Source organism: Paenibacillus glycanilyticus, from assembly GCF_023715145.1.
GTDB lineage: Bacteria > Bacillota > Bacilli > Paenibacillales > Paenibacillaceae > Pristimantibacillus > Pristimantibacillus glycanilyticus_A.
Genome location: NZ_JAMBNP010000004.1, coordinates 96608 through 113336 on the forward strand (window position 1 = coordinate 96608; position 16729 = coordinate 113336).

A 16729-nucleotide genomic window follows, 5' to 3' on the forward strand; every position below is an offset into this window, starting at 1 on the left:
ATGGAGTACTATTGCGCGGTCAAAATAATCGGGCCATCCGCCGTAATGGCGATCGTATGCTCGTACTGAGCGGAAAGCGAGCCGTCAGCGGTTCTGGCGGTCCATCCGTCTGCATCAATCGTCATTAATGCTTTTCCGGCATTTAGCATCGGCTCGATCGTCAAGACCATTCCTTCCTTCAAGCGGAACCCTTTGCCCGGTTTCCCAAAATGGGGATAATTAGGTTCTTCGTGCATCTCTCGCCCCACGCCATGGCCGAGCAGATCGCGCACCACCGAGAATCCGTTTCCTTCGGCATGGGCTTGAACCGCATGCATCACATCGCCGATCCGATTTCCGACGACGGCTTTTTCGATGCCTAGAAATAAGCACTCCTTGGTTACCCTCATTAACTTGCGAGCGTCTTCAGACACCTCGCCGACCTCATAACACCAAGCTGAATCTCCGATCCAGCCATCCGCCTCCGCGACGATATCGATTGTGACGATGTCGCCTTCCTTAAGCGGGTTCCGGTTTGGAAAACCATGCGCAATGACGTCGTTGACAGACGCACATGTCGCAAACGGATAGCCGTTGTAACCTATCGTATAAGCCTTGGCGTCATTCTCCTTCAGGAACTTCACCGCGAACGTCTCGATATCAAGCGTCGTGACGCCTGGTCGGATCATGCCCGCGATAGCTTTATGGAAAGCGGCGACAATTCGGCCGGCTTTTCTCATTGCTTCGATTTCTGCTCTCGATTTCAATATGATCATTCCGTTCCGCTCTCCCTTGGTCGTATGCCTGAAAAAATCATATTGACGATCCCTTCCGCGTCAATCTCGCTTTGCATATTGTGGTGGATATTCAAAGCGGCGTAGCCAACCAGCGAGCCAAATACCAGATTAGCCGTTTTCTCCGGTGAGCTGGAACCCATACCTTCACGAATCATGCCCACAAACGGCAAATAGATTCGTTCCTGAAACTCGGTATATAGTTTGATAAATCGATTTCCCGGGAATTGATGGAAATTATCCGCAACCGTTTTAAGCAAAATAAATACGGAAGGATCCTGGACGCACTCCCGCAGGAGCAGCCTCGAGAATGACTCGGCTTTACGCAGGCTGCCGCCGTCCCCCGTCACATCCGGGAATAATGCAGATTCCGTTCGATTTAAGGCATCCCATAGCATATCTTCCAAAAGCATGTGTTTGTTTTTGTAATAATGATACACGGTTCCGTAGCCAAGCTCTGCCTGGACCGCAACATCGCGAATTTCCAATTGAATGCCCTTCTCCAAATAGACTTCCGCTGCCGCCCGCATAATTTGGGTCATCCGCATCTCCCGGATCACTTCATTCTGTTCCTTCGTACGTGGTGACATGGCTCCTCCTTTTTTTGACCTGCCGTAATGTCAATGTAAAAACAATATACTTCATTTGGAAGCAAGGATCAAGTACTTCCATACGATAATAGGTAACGCAGCGGCAGAAGCCTAATTAACATAACAAACAAGCAGCTGAGCATCATGCGCCGGCTGCTTACTTTTATTATGGAGCTATATTTCCCGGTTAATTTCCCGACTCAAAAACAAATACGGGACCGTTCCAATTCTCATTTTGCAGACGATTCTCTTGATAAGCATGGTTTGTATACTGAGAAATGACCTGCTTCCAAAACGTATAGGCAGGCTGGTTAGCGGCTGTCTGCCTTACTTCCCAGGTTCCGGTGAACCGTTCGAAGAGTAAGTGCGCGACCTTCCTGCCTACCCCTTTGCGCCGGTACTTCCTCATGATGAAAAATTCGCTTACGACATGCGATTTTTCGGCTGTACTCCATTTCAGATGCTCCTTAGGCACATCCAGACTAATTAATACAAACCCCGCGATCTCTCCATCAACCTCAATTATGAAGGGACGACGGTACTCGTCTGACCACTGATGGTCGAAGTATTTGTATAAGTACAATCCGTGTTTGTTCAGGACATGTCCGTCAAACTCGCTGCTGTCATAGCGATACAGCTGAATAAGTTGGGATAGAACCGTTTTGTCTTCATACGGAACCAGAACTAATTCAATATTCATATTGCCCCTCCTCTGTTTGGCTTATCTTACCATTCAACTGAAGGGCAAGTATGCTTATAACCAAACTATCCTGTTGTCCGGCTATAATTGACAAATAAAAAAGGCCTAAGATATGCGAAAGCATACATTGGCCTCTACCCAGGTTCAAGCTCCTGTTATTCAACGAGCGGCAAAACAACCTCCACCATCGTCCCTTTCCCAACTTCGCTTTCGATTCTCATTGTCCCTTTATGATTTTGGATGATCCTCACGGAAACCATTAACCCTAATCCTGTTCCCGTCTCTTTTGTTGTAAAAAAGGGATTGCCAATCTTGGTTATTTCGTCTTGAGGAATGCCGCACCCCGAGTCTTTAATTTGGATATATGCTTTATCGTTCATTCGTTTGGCTTGTATGGTTACTTCTCCGCCTTTGGGCATAGATTCAATGGCATTCTTCAACACATTGATAAAAACTTGATTAATGCTGCTTTGGCACAGAATGAACGGTAAATCGGCATCATACTCGCTCTTTATCTGAACGTTATACAGATTTGCTTGTCCTTCAAATAATCTTGTGACGTGAGTTAAGATATGTACCACGTCCCTTGACTCAAATACCTCATTCGAAGGCTTCGCCAATACCAGCAGCTCACTTACGATTTCATTGATTCGATCGATTTCCGAGATCATGACTTCATTGCGTAGCTTCTTCGAACCGTCCTTATCCTCTTTCAAATACATTTGCATAAATCCTCGAAGGCTTGTCAACGGATTTCTAATTTCATGGGCAATTCCCGCCGCAAGCTCGCCAATTAAGGAAAGCTTCTCTGATCTGCGGATTAATTCCTCGGAATGCACCCGTTCCGTTACGTCGCGTCCCATGCTGATAACGTGTTGAATCTCTCCTGCCGCATTTCTTATTTTTTTAGAGTGTGCTTCCTGCCATATATAATGACCGCTCTTATGCCGAAGACGATAAATGAATATTCGGCTATCCGAATTATCAGAATTGCCTCGTCTTAACCAGCCGCCGTTCAAATCCTCCGGATGCCAATAATCATAGGCATGCTTGCCGATAAGCTCCTCTGGTTCGTACCCGATCTGATTACGGGCAGCCGGTGAGACATAGGAGATAATGCCGTCCGGCGTTAAACGCAAAATAACGTCTTGTGAATGATCCGAAATGAGCTTGTGCAGTTCTTCAATCTTCTTGTACTCTTCTTCCTTCTTCTTTTGTTCCGTTATATCTACAATCTGAGAAATAAAAATGTCGTTACCGCTGATACCCTCATGGTTCCTTTCAGACGTAACGTTAAGAAGGCCCCACATAAGGGTGCCGGATTTATGAACATACCTTTTTTCTATTTGATAATCAGCCATCTCGCCCTGTACCAGCTTGCGCCACAATTCCAGATCTGCTTCCAAATCTTCGGGATATGTGCTTGATGCGACGCCGAGATTGATTAATTCACTTTCGTTATAGCCTAACATCCTGCATAAAGACGGATTAGCCTTTAACAAACGACCGTCAAAGGATAACAACGCCATTCCGATTGGAGATTTCTCAAATGCATGTAAAAATAGACTATTGTCATTGGAATTTGAAAACATCTGATCCTCCGTCAAAGCAGTTGCATGAACCTACTAGTAAATTTGACTAACCTCAATTAAGCATTATAACAGCAATTTCAGTTATAAACATAAATGATTTTTACTTGTTCTTGTAATAACCATTACTATCCCCCATTTACAACGGCTGCCGCGTTGTGTTATTGTTGTTTCTATAGTTTTCGAAATATATGAAAAAGGCGGTGAGAACCCATGGTCGAGGACAACGAGGAAGTTAAACAGGCAGTGAAAGTCTACAAAGCACTCGGTGAGCCGACCCGGATCAAAATAGCGATGCTTCTTACGGAAGAGATGAATCTCTGCTGCTCCGACATCGGCAGCAAGCTCGAGTCCGTTGCCGGTTCCACGCTGTCGCATCACTTGAAGCAGCTTACGGAATGCGGCCTGCTCACGCTGCGCAAAGACGGCACGTACATTTATTACAGCGTCAATAAAGAAGTAGCGCGGAAATATGCCCCGTATCTGCTGGGGTAGCCGCTTTTTTTTTGCGGTATATTTCGATGGATTTAGAAATATAAAATTATATTACAGAGAGATATATGGATAAGGAGCTGGAACGTTTGTCTTATAATTTGAAAATCTACATGCTGGCTTTAGTCAGCTTTCTCGTTGGTACGTCCGAATTCATCATTGCCGGCATTCTGGATAAAGTATCCAACGATATCGGTGTTTCAGTCGCAGCGGCAGGCCAATTGATCACCGTGTTCTCCCTTGCTTACGGATTCGGGACACCCTTCCTGATGGCGGCCGCTGCCAAAGTCGACCGCAAAAAGCTGATGCTATACGCGCTTGCGGTATTTATCGTCGGCAACGTCGCAGCCTACTTCTTCTCCGGCTTTGGGGCACTTATCGTCTCCCGCGTGATCGTAGCGCTCAGCAGCGGCGTATTCGTCGTCACGGCGCTAACGGTTGCCGCGAAGCTCGCGCCAGCGGAGAAGCAGGGCAGCGCCATCGCCACGCTCGTCATGGGCTTCAGTACGGCGCTGATCGTTGGCGTACCGCTCGGACGTATAGTCGCTTCCGCCTATGACTGGCAGGTTGTTTTCGGTGGCATTGGTCTGCTCGGCCTGCTGGCGCTGCTGCTCATCGCTTTCGCGATTCCGAAGACGGACGGCGAACAGCCGGTACCGCTGCGCGATCAGCTGAAGCTGCTTAAGAATCGGAAAATCGTTGTCGCGCTTGGCATTACATTCTTCTGGCTCGGCGGTTATTCCATCACTTACACGTATATTTCCCCGTTTCTTCTCGATATTACGGGGATGAGCGAGAAATTCGTCAGCATCGCGCTTCTCGCGTTTGGCGTCGCCAGCCTAATCGGCTCCAAGCTGGGCGGCTTTGGCACCGACCGTTGGGGATACAAGCGCACGCTGGTGACGGGCATGCTCTTCCACGCAGCCTGGCTTATCGTGATTTCGTTCGCTGCCCATTCGCCGGGGTTAATGTTCCCGCTGCTCATGCTCTGGTCCTTCTCCGCCTGGTCATCCGGCCCGACGCAGCAGTACCATCTCATCTCGCTAGCGCCTGAAGCGACCAGCATCATGCTTAGCTTGAACAGCTCCGTTGTGCAGCTGGCCATGGCTGCAGGCGCGGGTATCGGAGGTGTCGTCGTAGAAGGCGCATCGCTGACCGCAATTACCTGGATCGGCGCCGCCGGCGTTGCCGTCGCTGCGCTCATGTCAGCCTTGGCCTTTGGCTATTTCCGCATCGGTTCAGGCTCCCGAGCAGCAAATAAGGAAGCCACCGCGGAGAATATTAGCGCATAAGCACATCCCATTCCCATATACCGGGCAGCGCGGAACGCGCTTGACCCAAGCATCGCGAAAAGAAGCCTGCGGCCCCGCTTTGACAAGCAGGCTGCAGGCTTCTTTTTAATCAACAAGGCAAGAAAGAGATTGCTTTACTTGATACATAGAGGAATAATTAGATCGTATACAATATGAATAAGGCGGTGTTCAACTTGGCTCAATCGGACGTAGGCATCCAGACCATTCAACTTATCATGGAAAATCGCAATAATCCTTTCTTCCTGACCGTCCTATGGGACACGCAAGACATCGTTCTTGTCGATGCCGGCCTTCCCGGCCAATTGGAGCTGATTCGCGCTGCGTTCCAAGAAGCGGGTATTCCGTTCGAGAAGCTGACCAAAATCCTCATTACCCATCAGGATTCGGATCATATCGGCAGCTTGCCCGATTTAGTACAAGCCTTCGGAGACCAGGTTCAAGTGTTGGCCCATGAAGTCGCCGTCCCTTACCTCGCCGGGGAAATTCCCCTCGATAAGAGCAAGAAGCTCGTCAGAACGCCAGTCAAAGTCGATGTCGCCCTGCAAGATGGCGATATCCTGCCTTTCGCTGGAGGAATCCGCGCGGTATTTTCGCCCGGTCATACGCCGGATCATACGTCCTTCTACCATATTCCGAGCAAGACATTAATCGCAGGCGATGCCTTAAGGGCACAAGACGGCATCCTGCAGTCGTACAGCCCAATCTATACAGCCGATCAAGTCACGGCGTTAGAATCCATCGCTAAATTTCAAACGCTGGATCTCTCCAAGATAATTGCCTATCATGGCGGCGAATGCACGGATAACTTGCAGGATCGCCTGCAGGATATCTTGGACGCGGGTCCGGTCGAGCACGAGTAATGCCCATGCGAAAAGGACGGCCGTTCATGGTTTCTGTATCCATGAACGGCCGTCCTTTCTTGTCTCTTAATCAATTCATGTTCTTGTAAATCAACAATTAACCAACGACGTTCGAAATAACCTCAATATTACCGCGAGTCGCTTTTGCGTAAGGACAAACCTTATGCGCTTCATCGACGATTTCTTGAGCGACGCTCCGCTCTAAGCCTTTTAACGTGATGTCCAGCTTTACAGCCAACACGAAACCGTCGTTCGTATCCTTGCCGAGCGTAACGTTAGATACGATTGAAATACCGTCCGCTTTGATTTTTTTCATACGAAGCACGGTACCCATTGCGCCTTCAAAGCAAGCCGCGAATCCAGCGGCGAATAATTGCTCGGGATTTGTCCCCTCTCCGTTACCGCCTAATTCCTTCGGGTATCGCAAATCCACATTCAGCTTGTTATCGCTGGAAACCGCTTTGCCGTCTCTTCCGCCCTCTACATTTACAGTAGCCGTGTACAATTGCTTTTCAATCTTATCCATTTTCGCATGCTCTCCTGTTCATGATCCCTATAGTCTTAGTCCAATTGCGAACACAACTATAAGGATATCCTTTGTGTTCATTCGTATACTTGGGAATAACAGCTGATCATTTAACTGCTGCGTTATGCTTTATACAGGCTCAACGCTTAAGCAAGTTGATATGATCGAGATTTGTGCTGGAGTTGAAGATAAACGCGAGGTTGTATTTCCCGCGTTTATAGACAATCTTTTGCTGCACCAACGATCCGTTCCGAATCACGACTGATTTGGAAGGCTTCCCCCATCGCGTGAGGAGCATTCGCTTCGTGATCCCGCCAATATTCGTCTGTCTTTCAATGTTTGTTCCGAAGTAGCGAATCTCCCTTACCTTGTTCAACTTATACGCGACAGCATAACCGGGATGTCCCATCTCCGCATGATACAGATCAAAACCATCCGCGTTCGTTCTGGTCTTGTCTGGCTGCCCAATCTTGTTAATGACGTCCTTGCGGGTGCTGACCCCAACCTTCAGTCCATTTACCGAGCCCGGGAATTGTCCAGTCAAGGCAGGCTTATAAAAGCTGTTCAACGTTCTCAAAGCCTGCGCCGCGTCTTCCGTGTTCATTTGCCGTATGCTTTTCTTTGCGATGTGAGCTTCGGCATGAGCCGTAATTCCCGGTGCAAGGAGAAGGCCGGAGAGCGTCATTATTAGTACCATCTTGGAAGCATGTTTCATCATTAAGGTCCTCCTGTGTGTGAAACGATGAGATTGGAATTAACCGCTTTGCTTGATAACTTTCCCCTATGCCCGTTCGATTACTCGCCATGCGAAGAACCTTTCGGTTTGGCGGCATCCAGGTGCATCCGTCTTCAAACTGATGAACCCACGCTCCTTCCCGTTTGAGGATTTCGATTCTATCCCGTACAAACGTCACAATGAGCTCAGCCCTATTTATTATTAATCAACGCTCCTTTGTCCGTTTAAACACTGCAACAAAAAAAGAGCAGCCGATGGATTGCTTGATCCCCGGCTGCTATCCTACCTATTGGTTTTCGTTATGAAAAGTAAAATGGAGGGCAGCTTATTTAAGCCCCTCCATTTCCCGAACAAAATAATTAGTCCTTTTTCTGAGTCAACTCAATGATCTTTATTAGGAGCGTGAGCAATGCGAGGATTTCCAGAAAGCTCATGCCATCTCCTCCGATCCTGATTAAGATGACTCTTCATCCGGACCTCCCTCTCCCATGAGGTGTATTCTGTTCTGTATAAGGATATTCCGGCTCATTTGCAATTAGAATACAAGCTTGCGGGATTAATCCTAATTCAGCCCCGCTTCGTCTCCGCGAAGGACAAACTATTCTCCCTTTAGTCCGTAGGTTTGCAACGGACCAAAGGTGGCCATCCGGGTTATCAATAAAGCCATCTCTCGCGGAGAAATCTGCATGCCGTGCTCCAGCCAGTGCTGTATGACTCCTAAATTCGCGGATGCCAAATAAGCGATAATGAACTCTCGCGGCATCGCGATTTGATCGGACTGAAGCAAAGACAGCTTATTGAAGATATGCTGCAGCATAATCTGTTTCACTTGGACGGGATAAGCCGGATCGCCTTTGGGTCCCAGCAGAACTTTGAAAAATACCGCATGCTGGGTAAAGAAATCGAACAATTCCAGGAAAACCGGATGAGGTTCGTTACGCGCGGCAAAATTCATGATATGAACAGGGTCTATGTCGCTTACGATTTCCAGAATGTCTTTGAGCATATCCTCCTTGCTCCGTTCCAGCAAATCGTATTTATCGCGGTAGTGCAAATAAAAGGTGCTTCGATTTAAGCCGGCCTGCTGCATCAAATCTCGAATGGTGATGGCTTCTAAACCTTTCTCCTCCAATAACTCGATTAGCGCATTTCGAAGCATCAGCTTCGTTCTGTAGATTCGGGGATCCGTCTTTTCCTGCATGCTTTTTCCTCTCTCCATAAACTTTTTTTTGAACTAATGGACATCTCTATGCGGTGTGTCGGGTAGTAGACTTTTAAGGGCATCTTGATCATTGAATTTAACCTCCTTCTCATTATAATTAACTGTGTGACGACTAATCAACATGAAGTCGATTAAATAGGAGGATCCTAGATGAGATCGCCGCCATCAACGTCCGATAACGTTAGAGGGAGATGTTGAACATGAGGGAGTCGACAAGAAAATGGCTTAGTTGGATTGGCATCGTGTTAGCTATTATCGGAATGTTTTATGCCCCTGTATGGATGGGAAGCATTGCCGTAACCCTGGGACTTATCTGCATGGCTACCGGTCAAACTCCTGTTCGTTAACAATAGCAATATACTGTCCGGTTGCCGCGTTGTCACATACCTACCTTGCTTTGCTTCTCAAAAGCAATTACTTGATATACAAATCAAATTTGATGGAGATGTTGAAGATGAACGTGAATGAAATGACAGGAAAATGGCTTGGCTGGATCGGTATCGTATTAGCAGTTATCGGGTTTTTCTATGCTCCCGTGTGGATGGGCTGCATTGCGGTAGTGCTTGGAATCGTTGGTTTAGTAACCCCCAAAAAAGGACTGGCGTGGTGGTCGATTGGTCTAGGAGTAATTGCGTTAATCCTTCCTATCTTTATATAAGTAAGATCGGAACGTAGATGTAAAGGTAGGTATGCGACATCTTGGCAACCCTTGCTGAGCAAGGAGGAAGCAAAAAGAACCTTCAAATCGATGAATTTGAAGGTTCTTTTGTTTATCAGCAGCAGCTTAGCTGCTTTCCTAGACGTGTCCGAATTTCTCCCGCAATTCCTGCTGCAGCTGCGCAAGCGCCGCTGAATGTTTTAGAAGCTTTTCCGTATGCTTAAACCGCAAACCTTCCACAAATTCGCTAGGCTGCATTTTATCGATTAGATTCAGCATTTCCCGTTCGAACTCACAGCGGCGCATTCTTCGCTCGATATGACGCTCTAACACGACTTCGGCAATCGATTTGAGCTTCTTCTCCATCGATTCCACCTCCACCACATTATATGCGCCGGCAAGGCGTGGGCATAAAGTATACGCAAAAAAGCCTCCCGGGCCATGATGAAACGGACCGGGAGGCTTTTTTGCTTTTTATTTTGCAAGAGGCGGACCTGTGAAGATGACCTGATATTTGGTTCGGGACATTTCTATAATTTCATCAATGGACTTCCCGACCGAATCCTGAAAGGCAAGCTCGTCTCCGGCTGGCGTAAACGTAATCTGCAGATGTAATGGAGTATCGCCAAAATTAGCGAACGTATGGCGAATCCCTTTTGGAACAACCACGATATCTCCCGCTTCTGCATCGAACTCTTTCCCGTCAACATGGAAACGGGCCTTCCCTTCAACGACGCGGAATATCTCATCCGTTCTTTGATGAATGTGAATTGGCGGTCCATATGACGGTCCGTTCGAAGGATTCTTCCTTAGATCCAAGATGGCATATGCGCCATTCGTATCCTCGCCCTTTACCCGAATACAGATGCTCTCTCCCGGGACATGATCGACTTGGTTCCATACGATTTCTTCGTTCCTATGGAAAACGGAATGGCGCTCATCCGTTGTTTTTTGTACCTTTGACATGCTGTTTCTCCCCTGCCTCTCTTCTTTCACTTGGATTTTAGCAAGAAGAGGAACAGCGGAAAATCTGTGGAAAGTCATGTGTTTGTCTATAAAAAAACAAAAATTTTCTGTCGCGGAACATGATACATTTTATGCTCTATGCCATAAGTCATGTCCATGCTCCGATTCGTTCAGAATTTTCTCCGCGTTAACTTTAATCGATTTCCGTCCCGTTACGATTATTCCTTCGTTGGAAAGCTCCTGCAGAACAATGGAAACGGCTTCTCTGGAAGCACCGATCATATTGGCCAGCTCTTGATGGGTAAGGGGCAAATCGATTTTCTGATACCCGTCATTATCCTTGCCGAACTTATTCGATAATTTTGCGAGCAGGAAATGTACTTTGCCTCGAAGATCCTTTAATGTGAGCTTTTCCAGCATTTCGTCTCGCTCTTTCAACCGCGTGCTTAATTCCTTCAGAATCCGTAGCGTCAATTCCGGAAATCTAATTAACAAATCCTCAAAGGGTTGTTTTTGTACGGAGCAAATACACGCGTCTTCAATAACTTCAATATAATTGCCATGCGTCCCCAAAGAGAAGGAGTCGCTTTCTCCAAACATGCTCCCTGGGCTTAGTATGCCGACAGTATATTGCTTTCCTGCCGTATTCGTCTTATAAAGGCGCAGCTTTCCCGTAATAACAAAAGACAAACCCGAGCTTTCGGCTCCGGGGGTTTGAATGACCGTTTTTTTAGCTGGAAAAGAAAAGTCCTTTTCCGAAGCGATTTGGTCAAGCTCCTTCAATATCTCGGCTGGAAGAGACAAGAAAAGCTTAAATGACGATAATTTGAATGGTGATTGCATAGGCTGTTACCCGTTCTTGGATAGAATAAGTTCTGCATTTATATTGCGCGATGTAAGGATCAAACATTCAGACCAATCATTCATTTCCGTAAATTATTGGCATGGTTTTCTTTGTACGCCACCAATGAACCCGTAACGCTCTTAATCGCCACAACCGTGAACTTAGGCGAATTTTTCATTGAAATCGGTCGTCCGGCAGAGTCCGTGCAGCCTGGTCCTCCAGATCTTGCCGTTCTGCAGAATTTCGTGGAAAAATCTATCGCCTACGGCTATTGGCTCGGCACGCCTGAAGATAACGCAGGTATTGGAATTAAACGGGGCTAAGACAACGCGCTTAGATTAATAAAGCCCTCATTCTATCCGCTAAGGATAGCTTGGGGGCCATTTATTTCTCCGGCAAATCCCACATATTCGGGAGACCTGAGCCTATTGTTCGAGGTCCAGTTACGGAACCTTACCTTCACCTTAAGTATGGGCTTTACATATACGTAGTGCTTATCCTGACCTGTAATAATCGATGAAGCCGCTTTGAAGAATGCTTTCCTTGCCTCAACGGGTACGGATAAATCAATAATGCCTGCGTGCTGACCCTCATATTCCACCAGCCAGCCAAATTCGTTCCGACTATAGCCGCTTATGGCAACTTCAGCGTATTGATAATTCATGACTTTAAGCCAGCTCTCGGATCGTTTGCCAACGTATTTGGAGTTCTTTCTTTTTGCCACGATCCCATCTAATCCCTTATGCTTGATCGCTTTATAAAGCGCTATGCCCTGCTGCTCGATAGACAAGGTTAAATGGTAATAATGGTTAGGGATAAGTACTTGCGCAAGGATCTCTTTACGCTTAAGTAGCGGCAAATGGATTAAACTTTTGCCGTTTAGGTACAATATATCGAACGCGAAATATTGAACGGGATGTGTTCTTGAAGCTTCTCTGATCTTCGTCTGCTTGCCTAATTGAAATCTTTGGATTAGTCCTTCGAAGTCATTTGTGCCATCTTCCCGAACGCGTACAACCTCGCCGTCAAGCACAACGTCCATATGACTGTCTACCGGAACATTGAACAATTCCGGATACTGTCTCGTGACGTCGTTGTTGTGTCTGGTGTACATATTAACTTGCCCTTTAATAAAAGAAACAATAAGGCGTTGACCATCAAATTTAGGTTCAAATAAATAGTCATTGGAGTCAAAAGGTTCCTCTGCTTTATTCAATAGCATCGGCGAGATGAACATAAAAAACATCCCCTCTCATCCCACGATTATACCATCGTTATTAACGCGTTCTCGATGGTAAGTGTATGGAATGGAGGGGAATTAATAGGGTGATTAGAATTTTCTTGCTGCTCCGCCGCTAAGCGATTGCTCTGCCATTTGAACCAAACGTTTCGTAATGTTACCGCCAATCGTACCCGCTTCACGAGTCGTCAGATTGCCGTTGTAGCCTTCTGACAGCTGGATGCCATGCTCGGTTGCCACCTCGTATTTCATGCGCGAGATTGCTGCTTGTGCTTGCGGTACAACAAGATTGTTGGATTGTTTAGCCATAATAGTCAACTCCTTCTTGGATGTGAGGTTATTTTGCGGAGTTGTTGGAAATTTATGCGTGTCATAAAATAAAAGCTTTGGCAGCCTGTTTCATTTTGCGTGAAGCTGCCAACCCGGAACCACCTTAACCACGTTTAGCGTCTCTTCCCATTCAATGAACCGCTCCTCTTGCAAGCGTTCCAGCGCCTTCCGGATCTGGCCCGCTTCCCTCCCGGCTAACCGCGCCAACTCGGGAATAAGTATACGAGCGTTCTGATGACCGTTCCTGTTATATAGAATTCGCAGCAGCTTACGCTCCGTATCGTTCAACATATTAAGCGCCTACTTTCTTTTGGGTTATTTCAACGTCAACGATCCCATCAAGATTAAATACGCGAATGGCTTGTGCCTGGAAGCAATACGCCTTCAGCCGGCCCGCTTTCACCGAAATGACGCGCACATCCCGAATACTCACATCACGTTTGCGATTAATGTAAATTAGCTGCACAATCTTGCCAATATACTTCTCCATTCGCTTCACCTCATTAAGGACTTTTTCTTATTATACACCGAACACACGTTCTTAGTGCAAGATGAAAAATAATCCGAAAAAAAATGGCTGCCAGTCAACTGGCTGCCATCGTGTTTTAAAGATTAAGCATTATAAATTAGCTTTACCCTGCATCGTAAAGCGGAATGAATAGTTCCTATCGGCCAGCAGCAGAAATTGCGGATGCGGCTTTGAACCCCAGCTATCATCGCCGCCTATGCCCATCTGACGATAATTGATTCGGACGACCGTCTTGTCGCTCGCCGGCAGCTTATGGACATGATCATTTGCTTCAAGCTCAAATGGCGTATAAGGCAGCGCGTTCAGCTCGAAGGTTGGTTCGCCCGCAATGTGCAGCGCTACGCCTTCAGGATTGGAAATCGAGGCATGCCGCACCCCTGTTTTGTTGCCGCACTCCTGCGGTCTTAGATACGGCACAAATTGTTCAGCAACCTTGCCTTGATGCAGTCCAATCTTGGCGCTCAACTGCCGATCCCAATAGGATTCATGCGGACCTTTGCCATACCATTCCAGGTCCGTAAACGCTCCGTCCATACTAAACATGATGCCGATTTCCGGAATCTCCGGAAGTTGGCTTCCTGGAACCAGCTGCATTTCTACGTTGATAGTACCGTTGCCAAAGATGGTATACGTCATCGAGCAAGCTGATTCCGATGTTGTCGGCAGCACGTACGCGGCATGTACGAGGAGACGATCGGCAAGCTGCTCCGAGCGCAGCGAGCGGAGCATTCGCTCTTCTCCAGCGCTTCTCCATGTCGCGCAGCGATCATGCTGTTTATTGCCGCGGTCGTTATCCGTATAGGCGCGCCAGAAGTTTGGCGCAAGAGCATCTTTGAGCAGTTCACTTCCTCCAACGCGATACGATACCAGGCTGCCATTTGAAGTATCAATCCCGGCAGTGAAGTTCTCGCCGCTTACAGATAGTAACTCCTGTTGAACCGATACCTGAACCGGACTATGATGGCTGTTCACCGGCTCAACAACAGCTTTTGCCGTCTTAACGACAGGAAGCAGGAATTGCTCGAAGGCCACTTCGTGACCTTCTTCTGCCCATTTCTCCTCCTTCTTCGTTACAAAGCTGATCGTCAGCACGGCTTCCCCGCTTTGATCAAGCTTCGGCAGCGCCAGCTGAATCTCTTTGCTCTCAAGAGGCGCGACCGATACAGAATCATTTCCTTGCGCAACTACGGCTCCGTCTATGGCAATTGTCCACTGGAGCAAATAAGCATCCAAATTCGTGAATAAGTTTTTATTTGTAATGCGATAGATGCCTTGCGTGCCATTTACTTCGGTAACGGTTATATTTTCATAGCATTTCTTGGCTTCAATCAGCTTGGGTGAAGCGGAACGATCGGCTAGCAAAAGACCATTGCCGCAGAAATTGCCCGAATGAGGCGTTTCGCCGAAATCTCCGCCATACGCCATATATTTATTGCCGTCCGCGTCTGTGTTCCATAGACTTTGGTCCACCCAATCCCAAATAAAGCCGCCTTGCAGAACCGGATATTGATCAAACAGCTCGGTGTACAGATGCAAGCCGCCAAGTGAATTCCCCATCGCATGGCTGTACTCGCATAAAATATAAGGCTTTTTGGGGCCGGCTGCTTTTGCATACTCCACTAAACCGTCTGGTCTTATATACATGTAACTTTCAACATCCGTCGCGGCGGCGGATTCCTTCCAATTCACTACGCCCTCATAGTGGACAATCCGAGTCGGATCTGCTTCGCGCAGGAAATCATGCATCTTGACGAAATTTTCCCCGCCGAACGCTTCATTGCCAAGCGACCATATGAGAATCGAAGGATGATTCTTATCCCTCTGCATCATAGAATTCGCGCGGTCAATCACGTTGTTCGTCCATTCCGGATGGCTGCCGGGCACCGTTTTCGGAAGCAGCTCGGTCTGCCCGCCGCTCCAGGTGCCGTGCGATTCCAGATTGGTCTCATCAATCACGTACAGGCCATATACGTTACAAAGCTCATACCACAACGGATTGTTCGGATAATGGGCGGTACGCACGGCATTGATATTGTGCGCCTTCATGAGCTTGATGTCGGTTATCATATCCTCCATCTTCATCACGCGGCCGCCGTCGCTGCAAAACTCATGGCGATTGACGCCCTTGAAGACAATTCGCTGCCCGTTAATAAGCATGAATCCATCTTTAATCTCAAATTTGCGGAATCCCGTCTGCGTGCTGATGGTTTCAAGAAGCTCTCCATTCTCATCCTTCAGGCTAATCACGAGCATATAGAGATGCGGCTCCTCCGCACTCCATTTCAGCGGACTCTCGACAAGGGCCGAAATCGCAACTTGAGCTTCCGCATTATCGCTGGCAAGCGTTGCAGTTACCGACATTGGCTCTTCAAATACAGCGCGCTCATTGGCATCATATAATTGTGCTTCAAGAGTAACGGCGCCCAAATCGGCTTCCCGGTAATTCATCAGCGTCGCATGAACTTTAAGCTCGGCATCTTTGTACATCTCATCCAGCTCGGTTGTTACGAAGAAATCATATACATGCGCCTTAGGCACGGTATACAAATACACATCGCGGAAAATTCCGCTCAGCCGCCAGAAATCCTGATCCTCCAGCCAACTTGCGTCGCACCAGCGATACACCTCGACGGCAAACTTATTCTCCCCTTCTCTCAAATAAGGCGTAAGATCAAATTCCGCCGGCGTAAAGGTATCCTCGCTGTAGCCCGCAAGCTCACCGTTAACCCATACATAGAAAGCGGATTCCACGCCTTGAAAGCTGATGAAGACAGGCTGTTCTTGCCAATTCTCCGGCACGGTGAACGTACGGAAATACGAGCCCACGGGATTGTACAAAGTAGGAGCGAACGGCGGCGCCAGCTCCGGCTCTGACGTCTCCCACGGATAGCGGACGTTTGTGTACTGGGGATAATCATAACCCTGCAGCTGCCAGTGGCCAGGCACCGTAATGTCATTCCAGGCTGCGTGATCAAAGCTATCCTCATAGAAATTCCATATACGTTTCGACGGCGACTCCGCAAAAGCAAACTTCCACACGCCGTTAAGCGACATATAACTTCGGGAAGTTTGGCGGTTATTTACGATTGCTTCTTCCACTGAATCGTAAGGAATCAGCGTTGCATGTGCTTTCATTCGATTAAGTTCAAAGATTTCCGGATTATTGTTCCACTCCGGATAGCCGTTTGCCGGCGGTGCATATTTCAGCTTTTGCTTCATCGTCGTTTCCCTCTTTGGTCATAAAATCATACACCGCGATCATCCTCGCTGGTGTTGTCGCGTTAAATATACTAAATAACCATAGCTATTTACAGAAACAATCCCACGATAGTTTGCATTATATGATGGGTGCTCCGGCCAC

The 16729-nt window shown here is 47.5% G+C and carries 21 protein-coding genes and 1 pseudogene; 6 read left to right on the forward strand and 16 right to left on the reverse strand.

Features of this window, described 5'->3' with window-relative positions; translation table 11 throughout:
• Nucleotides 1–8 precede the first annotated feature (8 nt).
• The 4 genes from map to M3194_RS12820 all read right to left on the reverse strand — a co-directional run bounded on the left by map (nt 9) and on the right by M3194_RS12820 (nt 3670).
• Nucleotides 9–755: a type I methionyl aminopeptidase gene (gene map, locus M3194_RS12805; RefSeq protein ID WP_251654417.1), complete on the reverse strand. Its 747-nt coding sequence runs from the start codon at nt 753–755 to the stop codon at nt 9–11.
• The gene (locus tag M3194_RS12810; RefSeq protein WP_251654419.1) at nt 752–1363 is read right to left on the reverse strand and encodes a TetR/AcrR family transcriptional regulator; all 612 of its coding nucleotides are present in this window, start codon (nt 1361–1363) and stop codon (nt 752–754) included. The genes map and M3194_RS12810 overlap by 4 nt, the downstream gene beginning before the upstream one ends.
• A gap of 187 nt (nt 1364–1550) precedes the next feature.
• A complete protein-coding gene (locus M3194_RS12815) occupies nt 1551–2063 on the reverse strand; it encodes a GNAT family N-acetyltransferase (protein ID WP_251654421.1) in 513 nt (170 codons plus the stop codon).
• Nucleotides 2064–2218: 155 nt separating this feature from the next.
• Nucleotides 2219–3670, reverse strand: a complete 1452-nt coding sequence (locus tag M3194_RS12820; RefSeq protein ID WP_251654423.1) for a PAS domain-containing sensor histidine kinase — start codon at nt 3668–3670, stop codon at nt 2219–2221.
• A gap of 195 nt (nt 3671–3865) precedes the next feature.
• Between M3194_RS12820 and M3194_RS12825 the strand changes: the two genes are divergently transcribed.
• From M3194_RS12825 to M3194_RS12835, 3 genes are all read left to right on the forward strand, one after another.
• On the forward strand, nt 3866–4147 hold the full coding sequence (locus M3194_RS12825) for an ArsR/SmtB family transcription factor (RefSeq protein ID WP_167276089.1): 282 nt from the start codon (nt 3866–3868) through the stop codon (nt 4145–4147).
• A gap of 86 nt (nt 4148–4233) precedes the next feature.
• Nucleotides 4234–5436, forward strand: a complete 1203-nt coding sequence (locus tag M3194_RS12830; RefSeq protein WP_251654424.1) for an MFS transporter — start codon at nt 4234–4236, stop codon at nt 5434–5436.
• 185 nt (nt 5437–5621) lie between these two features.
• Nucleotides 5622–6317 (forward strand): MBL fold metallo-hydrolase, encoded by a 696-nt coding sequence (locus M3194_RS12835; protein ID WP_251654893.1) that lies wholly within the window; start codon nt 5622–5624, stop codon nt 6315–6317.
• A gap of 97 nt (nt 6318–6414) precedes the next feature.
• Here M3194_RS12835 and M3194_RS12840 read toward each other — a convergent pair whose 3' ends face one another.
• The 3 genes from M3194_RS12840 to M3194_RS12850 all read right to left on the reverse strand — a co-directional run bounded on the left by M3194_RS12840 (nt 6415) and on the right by M3194_RS12850 (nt 8780).
• The gene (locus M3194_RS12840) at nt 6415–6843 is read right to left on the reverse strand and encodes an organic hydroperoxide resistance protein (RefSeq protein ID WP_251654426.1); all 429 of its coding nucleotides are present in this window, start codon (nt 6841–6843) and stop codon (nt 6415–6417) included.
• A gap of 139 nt (nt 6844–6982) precedes the next feature.
• Entirely contained in the window at nt 6983–7561 is a 579-nt protein-coding gene (locus M3194_RS12845) for a YjgB family protein (protein WP_251654428.1), read from the reverse strand.
• 616 nt (nt 7562–8177) lie between these two features.
• A complete protein-coding gene (locus M3194_RS12850; RefSeq protein WP_251654431.1) occupies nt 8178–8780 on the reverse strand; it encodes a TetR/AcrR family transcriptional regulator in 603 nt (200 codons plus the stop codon).
• Between the two features lie 221 nt (nt 8781–9001).
• On the opposite strand from M3194_RS12850, the gene M3194_RS12855 reads away from it, so the two are divergent.
• The gene (locus M3194_RS12855; protein ID WP_251654433.1) at nt 9002–9148 is read left to right on the forward strand and encodes a hypothetical protein; all 147 of its coding nucleotides are present in this window, start codon (nt 9002–9004) and stop codon (nt 9146–9148) included.
• Nucleotides 9149–9255: 107 nt separating this feature from the next.
• Nucleotides 9256–9459 (forward strand): hypothetical protein, encoded by a 204-nt coding sequence (locus M3194_RS12860; RefSeq protein ID WP_251654435.1) that lies wholly within the window; start codon nt 9256–9258, stop codon nt 9457–9459.
• A 138-nt stretch (nt 9460–9597) separates the two neighbouring features.
• On the opposite strand, the gene M3194_RS12865 is transcribed toward M3194_RS12860, so the two are convergent.
• From M3194_RS12865 to M3194_RS12880, 4 genes and pseudogenes are all read right to left on the reverse strand, one after another.
• Nucleotides 9598–9825 (reverse strand): hypothetical protein, encoded by a 228-nt coding sequence (locus M3194_RS12865; protein ID WP_251654437.1) that lies wholly within the window; start codon nt 9823–9825, stop codon nt 9598–9600.
• A gap of 108 nt (nt 9826–9933) precedes the next feature.
• Nucleotides 9934–10425, reverse strand: a complete 492-nt coding sequence (locus M3194_RS12870) for a cupin domain-containing protein (RefSeq protein ID WP_251654439.1) — start codon at nt 10423–10425, stop codon at nt 9934–9936.
• Between the two features lie 129 nt (nt 10426–10554).
• Complete coding sequence (locus M3194_RS12875; RefSeq protein WP_251654894.1) at nt 10555–10845, reverse strand: Crp/Fnr family transcriptional regulator; 291 nt, start codon at nt 10843–10845, stop codon at nt 10555–10557.
• 81 nt (nt 10846–10926) lie between these two features.
• Nucleotides 10927–11268: pseudogene (locus tag M3194_RS12880) on the reverse strand (Crp/Fnr family transcriptional regulator); the annotation flags it as partial.
• A 111-nt stretch (nt 11269–11379) separates the two neighbouring features.
• On the opposite strand from M3194_RS12880, the gene M3194_RS12885 reads away from it, so the two are divergent.
• Nucleotides 11380–11592 carry a hypothetical protein gene (locus M3194_RS12885; RefSeq protein ID WP_251654441.1) on the forward strand — a complete coding sequence of 71 codons (213 nt, stop codon included), beginning with the start codon at nt 11380–11382 and terminating at the stop codon, nt 11590–11592.
• A gap of 32 nt (nt 11593–11624) precedes the next feature.
• On the opposite strand, the gene M3194_RS12890 is transcribed toward M3194_RS12885, so the two are convergent.
• From M3194_RS12890 to lacZ, 5 genes are all read right to left on the reverse strand, one after another.
• Nucleotides 11625–12515: an ATP-dependent DNA ligase gene (locus M3194_RS12890; protein ID WP_311290669.1), complete on the reverse strand. Its 891-nt coding sequence runs from the start codon at nt 12513–12515 to the stop codon at nt 11625–11627.
• Between the two features lie 84 nt (nt 12516–12599).
• Nucleotides 12600–12818: an alpha/beta-type small acid-soluble spore protein gene (locus M3194_RS12895; RefSeq protein ID WP_251654443.1), complete on the reverse strand. Its 219-nt coding sequence runs from the start codon at nt 12816–12818 to the stop codon at nt 12600–12602.
• A gap of 90 nt (nt 12819–12908) precedes the next feature.
• Nucleotides 12909–13130 (reverse strand): winged helix-turn-helix transcriptional regulator, encoded by a 222-nt coding sequence (locus M3194_RS12900; protein WP_251654445.1) that lies wholly within the window; start codon nt 13128–13130, stop codon nt 12909–12911.
• Nucleotide 13131: 1 nt separating this feature from the next.
• Entirely contained in the window at nt 13132–13329 is a 198-nt protein-coding gene (locus M3194_RS12905) for a WYL domain-containing protein (protein WP_251654447.1), read from the reverse strand.
• A gap of 129 nt (nt 13330–13458) precedes the next feature.
• Nucleotides 13459–16587, reverse strand: a complete 3129-nt coding sequence (gene lacZ, locus M3194_RS12910) for a beta-galactosidase, LacZ type (protein ID WP_251654449.1) — start codon at nt 16585–16587, stop codon at nt 13459–13461.
• Nucleotides 16588–16729: the final 142 nt, after the last annotated feature.